General features: G+C 51.4%; 12 protein-coding genes. 7 read left to right on the top strand and 5 right to left on the bottom strand.

What is annotated here, in order from left to right; all coding sequences use genetic code 11:
- Nucleotides 1–3: 3 nt before the first annotated feature.
- Complete coding sequence (locus SH449x_RS06275) at nt 4–1,491, top strand: hypothetical protein (protein WP_482380471.1); 1,488 nt, start codon at nt 4–6, stop codon at nt 1,489–1,491.
- Nucleotides 1,492–1,553: 62 nt separating this feature from the next.
- On the opposite strand, the gene SH449x_RS06270 is transcribed toward SH449x_RS06275, so the two are convergent.
- Nucleotides 1,554–2,855 carry a Gfo/Idh/MocA family protein gene (locus SH449x_RS06270; RefSeq protein WP_482380470.1) on the bottom strand — a complete coding sequence of 434 codons (1,302 nt, stop codon included), beginning with the start codon at nt 2,853–2,855 and terminating at the stop codon, nt 1,554–1,556.
- Between the two features lie 328 nt (nt 2,856–3,183).
- Between SH449x_RS06270 and ilvE the strand changes: the two genes are divergently transcribed.
- The 3 genes from ilvE to SH449x_RS06255 all read left to right on the top strand — a co-directional run bounded on the left by ilvE (nt 3,184) and on the right by SH449x_RS06255 (nt 9,341).
- A complete protein-coding gene (gene ilvE, locus SH449x_RS06265; RefSeq protein ID WP_482380469.1) occupies nt 3,184–4,041 on the top strand; it encodes a branched-chain-amino-acid transaminase in 858 nt (285 codons plus the stop codon).
- A 367-nt stretch (nt 4,042–4,408) separates the two neighbouring features.
- Complete coding sequence (locus SH449x_RS06260; protein WP_482380468.1) at nt 4,409–6,004, top strand: efflux RND transporter periplasmic adaptor subunit; 1,596 nt, start codon at nt 4,409–4,411, stop codon at nt 6,002–6,004.
- Between the two features lie 13 nt (nt 6,005–6,017).
- A complete protein-coding gene (locus SH449x_RS06255; RefSeq protein ID WP_482380467.1) occupies nt 6,018–9,341 on the top strand; it encodes an efflux RND transporter permease subunit in 3,324 nt (1,107 codons plus the stop codon).
- Nucleotides 9,342–9,393: 52 nt separating this feature from the next.
- On the opposite strand, the gene SH449x_RS06250 is transcribed toward SH449x_RS06255, so the two are convergent.
- Nucleotides 9,394–10,707, bottom strand: a complete 1,314-nt coding sequence (locus SH449x_RS06250; RefSeq protein ID WP_482380466.1) for an acyltransferase family protein — start codon at nt 10,705–10,707, stop codon at nt 9,394–9,396.
- Nucleotides 10,708–10,733: 26 nt separating this feature from the next.
- Between SH449x_RS06250 and SH449x_RS06245 the strand changes: the two genes are divergently transcribed.
- The 3 genes from SH449x_RS06245 to SH449x_RS06235 all read left to right on the top strand — a co-directional run bounded on the left by SH449x_RS06245 (nt 10,734) and on the right by SH449x_RS06235 (nt 14,095).
- Nucleotides 10,734–11,051 carry a hypothetical protein gene (locus SH449x_RS06245; protein ID WP_482380465.1) on the top strand — a complete coding sequence of 106 codons (318 nt, stop codon included), beginning with the start codon at nt 10,734–10,736 and terminating at the stop codon, nt 11,049–11,051.
- 66 nt (nt 11,052–11,117) lie between these two features.
- Entirely contained in the window at nt 11,118–12,341 is a 1,224-nt protein-coding gene (locus tag SH449x_RS06240) for an aminotransferase class I/II-fold pyridoxal phosphate-dependent enzyme (RefSeq protein ID WP_482380464.1), read from the top strand.
- Between the two features lie 17 nt (nt 12,342–12,358).
- The gene (locus SH449x_RS06235) at nt 12,359–14,095 is read left to right on the top strand and encodes a C25 family cysteine peptidase (protein WP_482380463.1); all 1,737 of its coding nucleotides are present in this window, start codon (nt 12,359–12,361) and stop codon (nt 14,093–14,095) included.
- An 11-nt stretch (nt 14,096–14,106) separates the two neighbouring features.
- Here SH449x_RS06235 and SH449x_RS06230 read toward each other — a convergent pair whose 3' ends face one another.
- The 3 genes from SH449x_RS06230 to cpaB form a co-directional block, all read right to left on the bottom strand.
- The gene (locus SH449x_RS06230) at nt 14,107–15,339 is read right to left on the bottom strand and encodes a CpaE/TadZ family protein (protein ID WP_482380462.1); all 1,233 of its coding nucleotides are present in this window, start codon (nt 15,337–15,339) and stop codon (nt 14,107–14,109) included.
- Nucleotides 15,340–15,356: 17 nt separating this feature from the next.
- Complete coding sequence (locus SH449x_RS06225) at nt 15,357–16,883, bottom strand: type II and III secretion system protein family protein (RefSeq protein ID WP_482380461.1); 1,527 nt, start codon at nt 16,881–16,883, stop codon at nt 15,357–15,359.
- 149 nt (nt 16,884–17,032) lie between these two features.
- Nucleotides 17,033–18,124, bottom strand: a complete 1,092-nt coding sequence (cpaB, locus tag SH449x_RS06220) for a Flp pilus assembly protein CpaB (protein WP_482380460.1) — start codon at nt 18,122–18,124, stop codon at nt 17,033–17,035.
- Between the last annotated feature and the right edge of the window lie 81 nt (nt 18,125–18,205).

The raw sequence follows: 18,205 nt of genomic DNA, 5'->3' as shown, positions 1-18,205 counted from the left end.
CAAATGACTGAACAAGAATTCCTGCAGCATCACAACCTTATTCGCAATCCGTTTTCGGACGAAGATGCTCAGACCGATGCCGTTTTTCGTGACCACTGCATATCAGGCACCTTTCATCCGTCATGGAGCAAGGTGGCTGGCGATCCGAAGCAGCCTGCCACATCGATCGTTTTTGGGCCTAAGGGCTCGGGCAAAACTGCCATCCGGCTCCAATTAAAGCAATACATCAAAGATCATAACCAAAGCCAGCCAGAGCATCGTGTCTACTTGGTCGAACTAGATGACTTTAACGCGTATCTCGGGCCATTGCAGCGTGGTCTCTCGCGTCGCGTTCAGTCGAGCCCTGACAAGGTACTGCAATCGGTTCATTTGTGGGACCACATGGATGCCATACTTTGCGAGGCAGTCACTCCGCTCGTTGATGGCATTCTCGGTACCAGTTCTCAGCTAAAGTCCGAAGCTGCGATCATGGAGCCCGCCAAGGTAAGCGGGTTGGATCGAGGACAACGACGAGATCTTCTGTTACTGGCAGCGGTATATGATATTTCCTCGACGGGAACACACGCTGATCGTTTTCATGCGGTCAGAAAGAAACTTGGCTTCCGCAGTCTGTCAACGTGGTGGCCGTTTGTGCTGGGCGTTGTTTTGAGTTTGATCACGCTTGGCTTGACCGGAGGGCTTTACTGGCAGGAATCCTTGTCCCTAAAGTGGGCGGCGATATTGGTTGCAGTTGGCTTAGTGGCATCGTGGGGAACCTATGGATACAGGTGGTTGCGCTACCACATGCTAGCTTCCAAAATTTGCCGATACTTGCGAGTGATCCCTCGTGACAAGAGTCAGCTAAGAAACTTACTGCTCCATTTTTCACGCAAGGAACTCGACGAGCAGCCGCTGCCGGTTTCGGACCGCAGCGACGACCGCTACGCGATTCTGGAGAAGCTTCAGCTTTTGCTGCGAACACTTGGCTATCCCGGAATGATTGTTATCGTGGATCGCGTGGACGAGCCAGATCTCATCAACGGTCTTGCAGAGAGAATGAAGCTGTTGGTTTGGCCGTTGTTGGACAACAAACTTCTCAAGCACGAGAGTCTTGGGATCAAGCTTTTGTTACCAAGCGATTTGCAGTACTACATCGATCGCGAGTCGAGAGAGTTTCATGAGCGAGCCCGGCTTGATAAACAAAATGTTGTACCTGGATTCGATTGGACTGGTGAGGCGCTTTATGACTTGCTCGGCGCGAGAATGAAGGCATGCGGTGTTGCGGGTGCGACGCCGAGTCCTAAGTCTCTCTTCGATCCGCAAGTCACCGACGCAAGATTGATCGCAGCCTTTCAATCTCTCAAAACGCCGAGAAATTTGTTTCGATTTTTGTATCGTCTGATATCGGAACACTGCAAGCGGTATCGCTCAGAGCATCCCGAATTCAAGATCACGAATGATCTGTTCGAAACGACGCTCGCGATCGTTCAAACGGAAGAAAAGCGAGGCTAGGGCAATGAGCTTGGTTTCGCAGCCGAATGGCTTCTAAGAATTTCAATCGAGCTCGTAGCATTTTAAAACCAAATTCGGTCTGGGCGACTGCGCAACAGATTGGCTTCTGGGTCATCAATAAACTCTTCTTTTGCAGGATCCAGTTTGAGTTTCCGCTTGAGTATCCATGCGATCGCGGCCGCGTGGCATGCAATGTGCGAACGACGCATGACATCTTGATTTGCGACCGGAAGCTCTCGGCTCCGCATACAGTCGAAGAAATTTCGAGCATGAGCCGAAACATCGAGCCCCTTAACTCGCTTGGTCTCTTCTGTAATCTCTTGTTGTAGTTCGTCAGGAGTGACGAGCATTTCACCAGCATCACCTGTTTCCACTGAGCCACGATCTCCGATGAATCGGATGGGACATGTTCCCAGTCTTGTTTCGTAGTGGGGAGCCCGATTTCCGAAGGGTTCCTTGAGGAAATCGATCACCAGCTTAACATCGTTCTCATACCGGCAGACGATGTTCTCCTCGCTTGGTAAGTACTCTATCGGCATGGTGTGGTCCGCTTGATTGGCCCATTGGCAAAGATCGATTGTATGGGCTCCCCAATCGAGAAGTCTTGCGCCAGAATCGAAATCCCATTGGCCTCGCCATTGTCCATCGCAGTAGGCTTGATGAAAGGGACGCCATGGAGCGGGACCTAGCCAGAGGTTCCAATCGACGACTTCTCGATCAGGCGTTGGTTGTGATGGCAACCAGTTGTTCTCGAGTACAGGAACATAAACCGATGCATGCATCGTATGGAGTTTCCCTAGTTTGCCACTATGCACAAACTCGACTGCTTTTTGGAAGTTCGGGACGCTCCGACGCTGAGTCCCAGCTTGAAAGACACGCTTGTGTGCATGCATGGTTTGGGCTAGATCTTGGCACGCGGCGATAGTGATGCCGCAAGGCTTTTCGCTGTACACGTCTTTGCCTGCTTTTGCGGCCATAATCGACGCAGCAGCATGCCATCGATCGCCCGTGGCGACCAAGACGGCATCGATATCCTTGCGATCCAGCAACTTTCGGAAATCCCGATACAATTCGCAAGCTTTATGACCATAGTGGTCGTCAACCAGTTTCTTTCCCGCATCTCGTCTCGAGGCTTGTACGTCGGCGATAGCCACGCATCGAACATCTTCAAAGGGAAGAATAGCTTTTAGATCGTAGGTGCACCGGGGACCGATTCCTATAACTCCCAAGCGGATCTGTTCGTTCGGTGAGGACAGGCCAGCGGCATAGCTGGTCTGAGATGCCAGGGTATGTACCAGAGGCAGGGCGGCTGTGGCGGTAGCGGTTTGAGACAGGAAATGGCGTCTGTTGCGAGATCGCTTCATGGGAGAGGTTCCTAGGGAGGGATGCTGAGGATGTGGATTCCGTCGGCCCAATTATAACGAAAATGTGTGGGTGATGACGTGAGGCACTTGTTCGGAATCGTTACCATATGTGGCGGAGGAGGGAGCACCCAAGATTGGTCGGTTGAACGGGACATTAAAAACTGCCCCGACGTGGAACAGATTCGAGAGTTTCCCGACGGAAAAGAGAGTTCAGAAACCGATAATGCCGCATGGTAACGATGATTTACGTCCTAGAAAAATCTTGGCGTTATGTTACATTTCCTAGGTGAAGCGGTTTGGTATTCATCAGAATCATCGATAGGTTACTATGGCACTGCAGATTTACATCTCCGGAAAGTTCTACGACAAGGAAAACGCAAAGGTCAGTGTCTACGATCACGGGTTGCTGTACGGCGACGGAGTCTTCGAAGGAATGCGAAGCTATTCCGGCAAAGTCTTCCGCATGAAGGAACATATAGATCGTCTTTACGAATCGGCTAATTCTATTTGCCTCTCGATACCTCTCTCGAAAGAGGAAATGGAGGCGGCAGTGTATGAGACGTTGAAAAAGAATAGTCTCATTGATGCTTACATTCGACTGGTCATAACCCGAGGGGCAGGAGCGTTAGGGATAGATCCGACCCAAACCAGCGATCCGCAGGTCATTATCATCACCGATTCGATCAAGCTCTATCCGGCGGAGTTTTATGAAAAGGGTTTGAAGATCATAACCGCTTCAACTATTCGCAATCACCCAGCCGCTCTTAGCCCGCGGATAAAGTCGTTGAACTACCTCAACAATATCATGGCTAAGCTCGAGGGGCTCCGAGCCGGTTGCATTGAGGCCGTGATGTTAAATCACAAAGGGGACGTGGCAGAGTGCACGGGGGACAATATTTTCATTGTGAAGCATGGCGTGCTGATGACTCCTCCGAAAGACGCGGGGATTCTCGAGGGAATTACACGAAATGCGATCCTCGACTTGGCCAGAACTCTCGGAGTGACCGCTTTTGAGCAGACCATGACACGCCACGATCTCTACGTCGCAGATGAATGCTTTCTAACAGGCAGTGCCGCTGAGGTGATCCCTGTGGTCGACATCGACGGCAGGACGATTGCGGACGGTAAGGTAGGATCGGTTACCAGCAAGCTGATGGCCGCGTTCAAGGAAATGGTTCGAAATTAGGCGTTGGCATTGTGGCGTCCAAATGCAGGGGTGCCCAGCCGTGCCTTGTCTGCGATTAACGTGAGCTAAGTGACCTTTGAGAATGTCGCTGGGCAATCGTCTTGCTGATTTTGCGGGCAACTTTTTACGGGCAACTCAGGAACGGTTTAATGCCGGAGCTGACGTTTTTGACAAAAGATTTTGTGGCTGCTCTGAGGTTATAAGGGTTGAGAATTGCAAGTAGCGGTTCTTGTGCTCTTGATCCTTTCCTAGAATCGGTAGGTAAAATCAAAGATTCCGAATAGAATACGAATCTTGTTTGACTCCGAGCTGGAGACGGTGTGCGTTCCAGGTGATCGGGGCTCCTTTCTATTGATGGACTTGATTTGTGAATCAGACCGTGAAAGCCTCGAGGGCTATCGTATTTGGCGTGCTGCTGCCGCTCGTTTTCGTAGCGGTGGGGGTCGGTGCTTTTTTTGCATTAGGCCGTCAGCAACCGAAAAAGGCGCCGGTAGATGGCCGCGACACGATTTCCAAGCTCAGAAAGTTGCCGATCGTTTCGGTGGACAAGGTAGTAGATTCCGGTGCGCTGGAAACGCTGGATGTCCTAGTTACGGGAACAGTGGTTTCGTACCGTCAGATAAATCTAGCGGTTGAGGTGGCAGGACGCATTCGCTTCAAGAGCGAATCGTGCCAGATTGGGCGTTTCGTAAAGCGTGGCGAGGTTCTCTTCGAACTCGATCCGACCGATTTTGAATTGGAGGTGGAACGCTTGGATGCGATGCAAGAGAGCGAGTACGCCCAGCAACGAGAGTTGGACCAGGATATCTCCAATTCCCGCGATTTGCTCGAGCTAGCGGAAGAGGAGCTGGCCATTATCGAGAAAGATTTCGCTCGACTTCAAGCCCTACCGAAAGGGTTCGCCAGCGAGTCCGAGCTAGACCAGGCCAAGCGATCGCGGGTCGCCAGCGCCAATCAGCGACTTACGATTATCAACCAGATTCAAACCTTGGAGACCCGTCGTTCCAGGCTCAAGATGGCGGAGCGTTTGGCGGCCTCCCAGTTACAACAGGCACGAGTGAATTTGGAACGAACCAAAATCGTCTCTCCCATCGACGGAGTGATTGTCACCGAGAGCGTTCAAACGGACTCGTATGTTCAGAAGGGTGCGACTCTTTGTGTAATCGAGGATACCGAACGGGTGGAGGTTAGTTGCAATCTGCGATCCGATCAGTTGTTGCTCATTCTCGAACAACCCCTTGACGGGTTAGATACTCCCAAGGTGAGAACCCTGTTGTCGGCATCTAGCTACCAACTGCCACATACCGATGTAACCGTTTCCTACCGAATCGCGGGACGAGAGGGTACTACCTACGAGTGGAAAGGGAAGCTGAGTCGCTACGAAGGTTTGGGGCTAGATGCTCAAAGCCGAACCATCCCCGTGCGCATTCAAGTGGAAAAACCTAGCGAGGTTTTTGTCAACGGAGAAAAGCTACCCAGTGTATCCGATTCTGGTATGCCTGCGCTGGTTCGGGGCATGTTCGTACAATGCCGGATTCATACCATTCCTCCAAAGAATATTGTTCTTGTTCCCAAGTTGGCACTTAAACCGGGAAACCAGCTATGGAAATTTGAACCAGATGATTCTTTAGTAGCTCCTGATGAGGACGGTTCCACAGCTGACGATATAAAAGTTGAACCAGCAACTCCAACCGCATCCCAAAAGAACGCCCCCATCAGCATCAACCCCGATGAGTGGCAGGCAGGTAGATTATTGGTCACTGGGGGTGTCAATGTGGTAAACCTTGTCAGTATTGGCCCTTCGGGAGCTGAGTACTGGGTCGTTCAGGGAAGTGATCAGCTACAGCCAAATGATCTAGTCATTGTCTCACCTCTAGCAAACGTTACCGGAGACGGCTCGGATCAGGTGCGATTTCAGATAAAACAGTTGACGGATTCGCCGGTAGTTGAGAGCAAGGATTGATTGGGACGCAAAAATGAAAAACATCATAAATTGGTCCGTTAAGAATCTGACGGGAATCAACGTTCTGCTCGTCATTCTGGTGGTTGCGGGATTGTTTTCTTTTATGTCCATGCGACGAGAAACCTTTCCTGAGTTTCAGTTGGATGTCATTTTGGTCACCGTTCCTTACCCGGGAGCGACTCCAGACGAAGTCGAAAGCGGTATCTGCCAGAAGGTTGAGGAATCGATTCAATCGATTTCTGGGATCAAACGCATCACCAGTATTTGTCGTGAAGGTGGTGGGTATACCCTCGCGGAATTAAAAACAGGAGTTGATGCTCAAAAAACACTTTCTGAAATACGATCAGCAGTCGATCGCGTTTCGGTGTTTTTTCCGGAGCGAAGCGAGAAATCGACCGTCGAGCAAATTACGTTTCGCACTCCAGCTATTCGTGTGGCGATTATCGGTCCCGATGATGATAGTCCCGAAACGGTGGCCAAGCTGAGAGATTACGCCGAAAATATTCGAGAGCGATTGATAGAGCTAAAACAGGTATCCCAAGCCAATTTGCTCAACACCAAGCCGTATCAAATAGATGTTGAGATCGATGAAGACACGTTACGCAAATACGGCTTGACCCTATCTGCCATCGCCAACCTCTTAAGACGCGAGAATGTCGAGCTTCCTAGTGGTCAGCTCAAAAGCGACGGGCAAGAGATTCTATTGCGGGGCAAGAACAAACGGGAAATCGGAGAAGAGATTGCCAAGCTACCGGTCCTTACCCGTCCGAACGGAGTCGTACTAACGGTTGGTGATATTGGCAAGGTACGAGATGAGTTTGACGATATCAGCGCTATAAACGAAGTGAACGGTCAATCAGCGATCGTGATCGAGGTCACACGCACCAGCAGCGAGGATCTGCTAGAGATTTCTGACGCGGTTCATGCCTTCGTTAAGTCGGTTACCCCTCCTAAAGGATTCGAAATCAAGGCATGGGGAGATGAAAGTGTAGATGTCCGAGACCGAATTCGTATGCTGCGAGGTAACGGTATACAAGGTGGGCTGATCGTCTTTTTGATCTTGGCCATTTTCTTAGAGTTTCGTTTGGCGTTTTGGGTCGCCTTCGGAATTCCCATTTGCATCCTGGGAGCAGGACTGGTTTTATTCGCATTTGGCGAGACGCTGAACATGCTATCGATGTTCGCGTTCCTTATGGCCGTTGGAATTGTTGTGGATGACGCGATCGTGGTAGGCGAAAACATCTACGCGCACCGAGCCATGAACAAGAGTCTCTTTCAAGCGGCTGTTGATGGGACGTCGGAAGTGATCGGTAGCGTTTACTCCAGTATTGCAACGACCATTATCGCATTTATTCCGCTTTACAATGTGTCAGGGGTGATGGGCAAGTTTATTGCCGTCATGCCAACGGCGATCATCGCCATGCTTTTACTTTCATTGCTCGAATGTACGTTTGCATTGCCTGGGCACTTGTGCCATGAATCGAAGACACCACGATCTCTAGCGCAGAGACTAGCTCGGGGTTGGAGCAACCTGATCGACATCATCGAGATTCCGTTCACCTGGCTGGGGAGATACGCAACACGCTTTATGGATTGGTTAGGTACTGCCATTTATCCCAAAGTGTTACGAGTCGTTCTCGATTACCCGACTGTCCCGATCTCTGTGGGGGCAGCTGCGATTTTAACGGCAGCGGGTTTCATTCGGTCGGGATTGGTTCCGTTTGAGTTCTTCCCCGCGACCGATGGAAAGACCATCATTGGCCAAGTGATCTATCCAGACGGAACGCCTGAGGCGATTACGGCGGACGCAGCACGTCGGATGGAGGCAGCTATCCAACGCGTAAGCGAGCGAATCGCAGAGGAGGAAGATGCCAAGGGAATCAATAAAACACCCGAACCTGATTCGCCTACGGGTACAAGAGGGCCGGTAAAGTTGACGTTTCTGCAGATCGGTGCCGCTACCACCGGTAACCCTGGTGCAGGGGAGCGGGTGAGTGGCTCACATGTTGGGCAAATCAATGTAGAGATCCATGATGCTACCCTTCGAAATCGAACCAGCACCGAAATCATCAATATGTGGCGTGAAGAGGCCGGGGTTTTCCCTGGTGCGGAACGGGTAACCTATCGAGCTGCTAATATCGGGCCTGGAGGTAAGCCTCTCGAATTTAAGATACTCGCTCCCCGCGACAACGAGAAGGATCTCGAGGTGGCCGTACTAGCGGCCAAAGAGGCCCTCAGCAAATTTGGTGGAGTCTACGATATCCAGGATGACAATGGTGCAGGAAAAATTGAGTTCCAGTTTGCGGTCAAAGAATCTGCCAAGCCATTGGGTATCACCGTTTCGGACTTAGCTGAAACCGTTCGGAATGCCTACTACGGTGCTGAAGTCATGAGATTGCAACGGGGGCGAAACGAAGTGAAGCTAATGGTTCGCTATCCCATCGAGCAAAGGCGTTCGTTAGCGGACTTGCAAGAGATCCGGGTCCGCGGGGCTGACAATGTGGAGCGACCCATTACCGAAGTGGCCGACATTACCATTGCTAGAGGCTATTCCGAAATTAACCGCGTAAACCAAATGCGGTCTGTTACCGTCACTGCCGACTTGGATACGGCCATAGCCAATGCGGAAATCGTCGCGAGAGATTTGAAAGCGGAATTGGTGCCTGAACTCCAAGAGAGATTCCCCGCCCTTCGCTTCTCATGGGAGGGCCAGCAGAAAGAGACGGCCGAGTCTTTCTCGAGCTTGCTCATCGGTTTTACGCTCGCCATGGCCTGCATGTACCTACTGCTGGTGTTTCAGTTCAATTCCTACTTGCAGCCGTTTATTGTTCTTTTAATCGTGCCGTTTGGTATCGTAGGAGCTATTTTCGGGCATGCTATACAGGGGTTACCGATTACCTTGTTTAGTTTATTTGGTATGGTCCCACTCGCAGGGGTTGTCGTAAACGATTCCATCGTTTTGCTCGACTTCATTAACCAACGAGTTCGAGGTGGTATGCCTGTAACCGAGGCTCTGATGACAAGTGGTGCGAGGCGTCTACGCCCGATTTTTCTCACCAGCGTGACGACGATCTCAGGGTTGTTACCGATGCTGTTGGAGAAATCTTTTCAGGCACAAGTCCTCATTCCGATGGCGAATGCTCTCGCATTTGGTTTGATGGCGTCAACTTTCCTGGTCCTTTTTGTCGTACCTTTCCTTTATAAAAATTACGCTCTGTTCGCCTACACCAAGGAGCAGTTCAACGGAGATTGGAGCGAAGCGGACGAGCATGCCAGTGAACCGAAGCCCTCGGATTCACTGCCTGCACCAGCTTTAGCTATGAATAGTTCGAGTTGAGTAGACATCTCAAGGGGAAGCATGATTAATTAAACTTGCGATGAAACTGCCGCTAGATTCGTACAAAGATTTTTTGACGGTACAACCAATACAAGATCAGCCAAAATACGCCCAGTACTCCCAGACCGACGAGCAGCTCTTGGACGAGGGGGATCGCCGACTCTTCTGTGGAAGCAAAAGCAGCTAAACTCTTCGCTGCTGATTCAAACCAACCGCCGAAATGCCGCAACAGGGCTTCACTAGTCGGCACCTTCAAGGTCCATGACATCACGTAAGCCACAATCGAGTTCGCCCCCACTACCAAGAAGAATCCACCCCAGGTGTCGAATCGCCACGTGTCGCAGATCAGGCTCAGAACCGCGAGCCATAAGAAACAGATTCCACCGCTCCAAAGTACCCAGCTCGAAGTCCAGATTCGCTTTACAACAGGACAGACTCCAAACCAATCGAGTCCGTAGCCCGCAATCATGCACCCACAGCCAACCGCTACGAGCAGTCCTAACTGCTGCCCAGGCTCTGTAATGCTCTGGAGGATCCGCCCTGCCACCAAACCGAGTAGCATCGTCGCAAAGGTAGGTACAAAACTCAGCGTCGCGTATCCCCCACCAGAATATAAAAATTCCGTTGGTCTTGGAAACAGATTCATCCACCAGCAATCAAAGGCCCATGCTAGATTCGAGTTCTTGTTGAAGTGAACCAGCAGCCCCTCCGTCCAGTGGCCTGCCCAGTCCGCGGGCACCCCTACGGCCGCATAATCGAACCCCGCCGGTGGTTTTGGGTAGGCGACAAAAGCTCCCCAGTATCCGACCAGTACGGCTGCCAATACGATCGCGATGGAGCGATTGGTCCACCCTGCCACGAGGTAAAGGGCCCAATATCCCAGGCCAATTTGAGTCAAGGTGTCATCGAACGTGAAGTTCGTTTGAGGCTTGCCGAGGCTCCTCAAAAAAATCCCTAAAAACACCAGAATCAAACTGCGGCTCATGGCGTGGGCAAACATCTGAAGCTTGGTTTGTCCTTTGGACATTCTTGCCGAGAGCGAGAACACCATCGAAACTCCGACCAAGAACGTAAAGCTTGGCTGAATCATGTCGTGCAGCGAGCAACCAACCCACTCCACATGCGTGGTGTGGAAACGGATCCATTCAGCGATCTTACCACTCAGATTATCTTGATCAAAAACTTCCCGCAGTTTCCATAGCCGCAGCACTTCAGCAATCATCAGGAACATGACCATGCCTCGATAGACATCAATGCTAGGTATGCGTCTGCGATTCAGAGCCCCTTCACGTTCCTTTTCTGTACTCAAGTGATTCGTTTCAGGGGTTATCACCGTCCCCACCGCCATGTCATTTTCAGCAGCCATCCTAATGCTCCTACACAGTAACTCAAATGTTCGTATTAGCTTATCACCTTTCAAAGAACGTGTGGCGAGCACAAGGCATCAGTTCCGGGTGGTACGCTCTGAGGAACGAAGGGCGTGCCGGTTCGCCAAACTCTTCGTTCCTCAGGGGGCCCCCCATTCGTCATCTATGGTTTGCCACCATTCCGTCAGGCAAGCCTGATGGAGTGAACAACACCTGGTTGCGATTAGCTTGGCTTCTACAGTCGCTCGGTGAGGGGCTTGAGAAACGCGAATCTGCATCCACGCCGAGGAAACTTCTGGCTTTCTTCGAACCCCTCGGGGCGATATCCTATCATGGTAGGTAGTGAGTTCGCAGGTATTAGCTCCGACGTCCGGTCCGCACGACAACCACATTGCAAACCAAACAGAATATGAATCCAGGTAAAATCCCCATTGAGTTAGCACCCCGCGTCCATCGACTGCCGCCTTATCTTTTCGGTCGAATCAATGGTTTGTTGTATCAAAAGCGACGGGCGGGCCATGATCTGATCGACATGGGAATGGGGAATCCCTCAGACCCACCAGATCCGTCGGTGATCGCCAAGCTTGCAGAAGCTGCCAAGGACCCGACCAATCACGGTTACTCTAAAGCTAACGGGATATTGAACCTCAGGCGTGAGGTGACGAGCAAATACCTTCGCAAGTACGGCGTGAGGTTGGACCCTGAGACAGAGACGATCGTTTGCTTAGGTTCCAAAGAGGGTTTTTCGCACATGCTTTTGGGGCTGATCGGGGCAGGAGACACCGCCATCATTCCAGCTCCCTACTTCCCGGTTCACATGTATGGTGTGATTCTCGCTTCTGGGAACGTGGTTGCCTTGGACGTTTCGAATACCGAGAAATATCTTTCCAACATCGCTTACACGTGCGAGCACTTTTTTCCTCGACCAAAACTGTTGATCATCAATTATCCTCACAATCCGTCGACCGTCACGGTCGAACCGGAGTTCTTTGTCGATGTCGTGAAGCTGGCCAAGAAATACGGTCTAATGGTGATCAGCGATTTCGCTTACGCGGACGTCGCGTTTGATGGATACGTGCCTCCTTCGTTTTTGTCAGCCCCCGGTGCAAAGGACGTCGGCGTGGAGTTTACGACGATGAGCAAAGGATACAATATGGCCGGCTGGCGGGTTGGATTTTGCTCGGGCAATGCAGAAATGGTAAAGGCTTTAGCCACCATCAAAGGGTACTATGATTACGGAATGTTCCAGGCGATTCAGATCGCTTCGATCGTAGCGCTGCGAGACACGGAGGCGAACGTCGAGCATCAATCGATGATTTACCAAGGTCGCCGCGATGTATTGGTTGAGGGATTGCGACGGATCGGTTGGCAAGCCTCGGTGCCCCGCGCGGGCATGTTCGTATGGGCCAAGATTCCGGAACCTTGGGCTTCCCGAATGAACTCCATCGATTTTGCGATGCATCTGCTTGAACATGGCAATGTCGCAGTGAGTCCGGGGGGAGGTTTCGGGCCACTCGGGGAAGGATATCTACGATTGTCGCTTGTAGAGAATGAGGCCAGGCTACGTCAGGCCGTGAGACAAATCGGTGCTTGTTTAGAGAAGACTGCCACGATGGAATTGGTGAACGCTTAGAACGTCAAAGGATAGCAATGGTCCGCCGCACTACCGGTCTTCTAGCCATCATCGGTTTGATTTGGATCGCATTGCGCGTCGAATCGTTCGCGGCAGATCCACTGCCTGTAGATCCACTGCCTAAGGTATTGGTAGTCAGGCCGTCAGATTGGTCTGCTTCCTTGGAGGAATGGATCGAATACCGATCGAGCGAGTTCGAGATTATCGAAATTGATTCGATTCCCAATCCTTTTCGCTTGCGAGATCAAATCCTTGAAATCGTTGAACAAGCTAATGCACCGGTCGAGGCCATTTTGCTCTGCGGTGATGTGCTTGAGGATCTCCCCGAAACGAAATTATCCAAGGAACCACCTCCCGCCAGACGAATCCTGACGCCGTCATTCCAGCTAGAAACGACTGTTCAGTTGGGGCCGGCCTTTACGCCAAATCTGTCAACGGATGTGCTGTTCGGGGATATTGATGATGACGGATGTCCGGAGATTTCTGTGGGGCGAATTCCTGTGCAGACAGGAAGCGAACTAAAGCGTGTGCTGGCCAGAAGTATTAAGTATGAGACCTCGAAGCACTTTGGGGCTTGGCGAGATGATGTCCACGTCACTGCTGGGGTAGGTGGGTTCGGGTTTCTCGCTGACGCGGCCATTGAGGCGGTTGCTCGCCGGTATTTGGCCGAGGGATTACCGGATCGCTTCCGAGTCCGGATGACCTATGCTAGTCTGACAAGTCCTTATTGTCCGGACCCGTTTCAGATGAAGTCAACTTACATCAAGCGATTGAACGAGGGTGGACTGTTTTGGGTTTATATTGGCCACGGATGGATTGATCGACTGGATCATTTCGAGTACGGCGATAAGCTCGAATGCATTTGTGCTCCGGAGGACATTCCCAGTTTCGATATGCCGAATGGGCCGCCCATCGCCATCATGTTGGCATGCTATACGGGAGCAATCGACGCCACGGTCGCTTGTTTCGGAAAACAACTGATGACTCAGCCTAACGGGCCGATCGCGGTCATCGGAGGTTCTCGCGTAACCATGCCCTATGGACTTTCCCAATTAGCAGGCGAGATGATCGAGGAAGCATTTTTGCGTCAAGATGATGGAACTAGTAATACGTTAGTGCCGACATTGGGGCGAATCCTGGTGAATGCAAAGCGCAATGTCTGGCAGGACGATTCGTCAACTGACGGATCGTTAGAAAATAGCACGATGGAACGCGAGAACTCGAAGCTGAAATCGAAATACAAGGTCTCGGTGGAGCAAATGGCTAGGGCATTGAGTCCTCCCGATCACAGTTTGTTAGCAGAACGACGCGAACACATTCGGCTCATGAATTTGCTTGGGGATCCGCTTCTCAAGATTCAAATGCCGGACGAGTTGCCAATCACTGGGCCGCTGGAAATTCTGGCTGGTGAGATGCTCTCGGTTCGAGCGGAATCGCAAAGATCAGGTCGTTTGCAGATTGAGTTGCGAATGCATCGAGATCAGCTCCCCTCCAATCTCGTTAATATCGGACGGTATGCCGGGACCCCTGAACAACGGGAGCTCATGCAGAAAAATCATGAACGCGCCAACGATCTTGTCCTATGGCGGCATGAAGTAGATGTAACGCCAGGTTCTGTGGAGCTAGATATCCCAGTACCCAAGGATACGAAGGGCAAGCAGGTTGTCTGGATGCGCATGGAGCATTCCGACGGTTGGTCGATCGGCACCCATAGGTTTTCGGTCAAGCGTTCTCGATCGACGCCTGATAAGTAATGAGGGTTCGGTCAGGCTTTTGCTTTGGCTTTTCCTGGCCAGAAGTTCCGCCACGACTGGGCGATAGACTTCTCGGCAGCGGATTTGTCCTGGTCTAGTGAAACCGTTGTCGTTCCTGTGTCCAGTAGTTCTGTTAGTTGCATGACTGCTTGTGTAATCAAAGCCTTGGGGGCCTGTTCGATGAGAGGTTGCCCATTGTTCCTCATTTCGATCATGGTCTTGTAGTCGTTGGGAATCTGGAAGAAAACGTCTCGTCCGATCGTTTCCTTCGCTTTCTTTAAGCTGATCTGGCCACTTTCCAGACCCGCGCGATTCACAACAACTTTAATTTTGTCTCTGATGGAATCGATTTGTTGCAAGCTCATGAGCAATCGCACCATGTTGCGCAAACAAGGAAGATCGAGTTGCACCATGAGAACGATTTCGTTCGACAATTCCAAAGCGGTTAAATCGACGTGCGAATAAGATTTCGACATATCGATTACGACGTGCGAAAACGAAGCACGCAATAAACCGAATACCCGCCGCAACGAGTCGGGATTAATCAGGTCGAGATCTTGTAACTGAACGGGGCGAGGCAGTAGGTAGAGACCCGAGGAATGCTTTGTCAAAGACTTACGCAACAACTGAAAGTCAAGTCGCGAGACGTTTTCTGTTACGTCGACTAGACTAAAGTCTGGAATCGAGTCGAGAAACACATCTGCATCTCCCAACGCTAGATCCAAGTCGACAAGAGCCACGGAATTGTCTGCGTTTCTTGCAAGGTTGCAGCCAATATTGACAGCTATTGAGGTGCAGCCTACACCTCCCGTTGCACCTGCGACGGCTATCACTTTGCATCCGCGAATTTTGCTATCGCCACTACTATGCCGCGATTGGAGCAATCGTTCGAGTGCAGCGTAGAGTTCCTCTACGTCGATCGGTAGTGGTAAAAATTCCCGAGCGCCAGATCGGACCGACTTTAGAATCAACTGCCCATCTGTGCTTTTGGAAACGGCAAAGATCACGCAGTCAGGTGAGGTAGACCGCAATTTCTCCATGAGAATTAAAGCTCGATCCGGACCTCCATCCAGGCAAATGAGAGCCGCATCGGGTTTCGATTGTTCAACGACATCAGCGAAAAATTCGTAGCGCGAGCACTCGGCATCGAGCCAGACAATATCCATACCTAGCAGCATGGTCTTGAGATTTTCGCGCGTCTCATCGTTGGGGTCGACGATAGCCAGTCTAAGTACGTTGCTCATGTTCTGATACTAGTTTCTTATCGACGAACGGGTAGTTGAACTGGTTTGGCGGTGCTGACGGGCTGTGCAGGAACCCTCGATTTGCTTGCAGCTGAAGATGCAGAATAGCTGTCTGCACCCGGGGCATACGCGGCACCGTATAACGTTGGTCCAGAGGCATGCGTCTCCGAAACGGTAACACCTGCGGGACCGCATGTTGCAGGAACCTCGATATGGCCATGTAGATACAACTCTTTATCGAGCGGACTATCGCTGTTGTATCCAGGTCCACCAGCTGGAACCTCATGTGGATCCATCGGAGCTGCAAAGTTCGGAGTAACAAGAATCAGCAGTTCCACTTCGTTTTGAACCTCCCGATTCGAACGAAAGAGTGCGCCTAGGTAGGGGATGTCGGCTAGCCCCAGAATCCCAACCGATTCCGCTTCTGTTCTCACTTGTAGTAAACCAGCCAGTGCGAGCGTCTGCCCTGCTCTCAACTCCACCGAAGTATCGACGAACCTACTTCGAAGCCCTGGGACACTGGTGCCTTGGATATTGACACTTCGGCCCGGGTCGATTTCGCTCACCATCGGCCGCACTTCTAGCCAAATTCGACCATCTCCTCGCACCTTGGCTACGAAATCTACTCGCGTTCCAAACTCACGGAATTCAATCCCAACCTGGCCAAGTCCTGCTGGCACAATAATGGGAAACTCCCCTCCGGAGTTAAAACTGGCCGGTCTGCCGTCGATCGCTACCACGGTTGGATCTGCTAGAACCTTAGCGAGTTTGTTTTCCCGGAGTGCTCTGACAAGCCCGAAGAACGAATTCCCGCTGTCAATGATACCGACTTTGAATGTTTCGTTCCCTGCGTTGATCAGCGCCCCGGTCGTACCACCGGCCCCAATCAAACCCGCAGAGGTTGTGGAGACAAAATCGTCGCGGAATCCCATACTCCAGTCGATACCAAGCTGCCGCAGTCTGGTTCTCGAGACTTCCATGATCTGCGTGTGCAACATGATGGTGTGCACACCGATGACTTCGATCTTGTTAATAACCCGCTGATAGAATTCCTCTGCGATCGTGACGACCTGTTCAACATGTTCGTCAGACGTGACCTGGCCTGAAATGATCACAGCATCTCTGATAGGTTGCACATGCAGAGTCGCAGTTGGAAAGTGTTGTGCGAGAATGCTTTGCAATTCTCGGGCGTCGCCGATAACAATGACTTGTACGTTGTAAACGGTATCATCCAGACCCTTTGCATCGATCTGGGTAACCCCGGTTGAGAGCGCGGAAACAAGCAATTCGTTCTTTTGGGTTGGATCAACCTTCAGTACCGTTGGATTGTTTATCGTCGCCGTCAAAATGGGTTGCGGAAACGAAAGGTACTGGGAAGTAGAAACAATCATCTGTACCGATTCTTGCTTCTTAGCAACCTGAATTCTCCCCGTGGGGATTGCCAGGTCACGGTCTCCACCGATGCTCTCCGCCGGATTCCAAAAAACCCAAAACGAGATAAAGGACAAGAAAGCTAAGGTGATAGAATGACTTCGCGGTGTCATGTGAGCTTCACTTCCCTGTGAATACTATGGAAACCCCAATCCCTTGAGGCCAACTAATTAGAAACCAAAACTGGCTCCTACAAATGGGATAGCAAGCATATGCCTACTATCCCACTCAATCCCTATCATCGTCACTTGAGGTCCAGAACTTATTCACCTTCTGCGGTGACCGACTTATTGTCCCCACTTCCCCCAGTTTGCCAGGTCCCGCTAACCGGATCCCAAACCAGAGCGGGCAAGGGGGGATTGCCGGCGACTTCAGTAGCTTTCGATTTGCCCGGAACAGCTGGAGGTGGGATCAAGTTCCTTAGCTGCGTCGCGGTCGAGGCTCGATTTTCCAATTGTGGCTCGACTTTCTCTGGCATGTCAGCCCCCTCTCGCCAACGAAACTTGCTAACACTTTCGGGAGTGAGGATAGTCATGACATACTGGTCTTCTGGAGCGGCCTGAGACTGCTCTGCGATTTCAGAGATAGCCTTGGAGGCTGCTACCAGCACCTCCGATCTGCCCTTATCCTTGTCTCCCTGCTCTACCTCATTCAGCCAAGACATAAACTCTTCGCCGTCGTCTTCATTGGTGGCGGTCGCTTCGTCCTTCTCGGGCGGACGCAGTGCTAGACGCAGCTTTCCGAGGTGCGAAGCGGTGTCCAAGACGCTGTACTGCCGATCTCGAACCAGCAACTGTATGGTACGGACCGATTTCTTGACCGATTCTTGGGCCTCCAAGTCAACCGACGCCACCCCATCCACCATAAGAACCTCGATATTTTCGAGGACTTTTATAGTTCTCGAAGCACTGATTCGCTGGCCCTTTTCAAAGAATCCAAAAACGTCGACTCGGTCACCGGGGGCTATGTAGCCACCGCCCCCCGTTTCGTCTCTTACGACGATGTCGAACACGCGATACCCATCGGGAATGATTACCTCTTTACCTTTGTTCGCCAGTTTGACTTCGATGACTGGTTCGTTCGCATAGATCGGCTGCTTGGCGAATTTGCCCTCGGCTAGAGCGATATCTAGGATTGCTCCCGGCGGAACCCGATCCGAGGGCCATTGTTCTATCTTCAATGCGTCTGCCTGAAGCTTCGCGGCAGCAGAGATATTTTTCTTAGCTAGCACGATCCCCACTGTTTGGACCGTCGGCTGTTCTTTCTGCTCTAGAACCACCTGGCTGACGGCAACCGACGCGACTACGCCGCAACCGATCGCGATAAATAACAAGACAAGAGATTTTGCACGCATGGAGGCACGCTCACTTTCAGAACCAGATGAAGGTGTTTAACGGCTTCCATGCCTTTCAACCGTACTTCAAAAAACCAAAGT

The sequence above is a fragment of the Brakhagea baltica genome, assembly GCF_052161605.1.
Lineage (GTDB): Bacteria > Planctomycetota > Planctomycetia > Pirellulales > Pirellulaceae > JBKCUI01.
Note: the sequence above shows the minus strand (reverse complement) of the source record. Positions and strands in the feature narration are given on the sequence as shown.

Excerpts from the sequence above, each read along its gene's own strand:
- SH449x_RS06275 (WP_482380471.1), top strand. The coding sequence starts at position 4 with ATGACTGAACAAGAATTCCTGCAGCATCACAACCTTATTCGCAATCCG.
- SH449x_RS06270 (WP_482380470.1), bottom strand. The coding sequence starts at position 2,855 with ATGAAGCGATCTCGCAACAGACGCCATTTCCTGTCTCAAACCGCTACC.
- ilvE (WP_482380469.1), top strand. The coding sequence starts at position 3,184 with ATGGCACTGCAGATTTACATCTCCGGAAAGTTCTACGACAAGGAAAAC.
- SH449x_RS06255 (WP_482380467.1), top strand. The coding sequence starts at position 6,018 with ATGAAAAACATCATAAATTGGTCCGTTAAGAATCTGACGGGAATCAAC.
- SH449x_RS06250 (WP_482380466.1), bottom strand. The coding sequence starts at position 10,707 with ATGGCTGCTGAAAATGACATGGCGGTGGGGACGGTGATAACCCCTGAA.
- SH449x_RS06245 (WP_482380465.1), top strand. The coding sequence starts at position 10,734 with ATGTTCGTATTAGCTTATCACCTTTCAAAGAACGTGTGGCGAGCACAA.
- SH449x_RS06240 (WP_482380464.1), top strand. The coding sequence starts at position 11,118 with ATGAATCCAGGTAAAATCCCCATTGAGTTAGCACCCCGCGTCCATCGA.
- SH449x_RS06235 (WP_482380463.1), top strand. The coding sequence starts at position 12,359 with ATGGTCCGCCGCACTACCGGTCTTCTAGCCATCATCGGTTTGATTTGG.
- SH449x_RS06230 (WP_482380462.1), bottom strand. The coding sequence starts at position 15,339 with ATGAGCAACGTACTTAGACTGGCTATCGTCGACCCCAACGATGAGACG.
- SH449x_RS06225 (WP_482380461.1), bottom strand. The coding sequence starts at position 16,883 with ATGACACCGCGAAGTCATTCTATCACCTTAGCTTTCTTGTCCTTTATC.
- cpaB (WP_482380460.1), bottom strand. The coding sequence starts at position 18,124 with ATGCGTGCAAAATCTCTTGTCTTGTTATTTATCGCGATCGGTTGCGGC.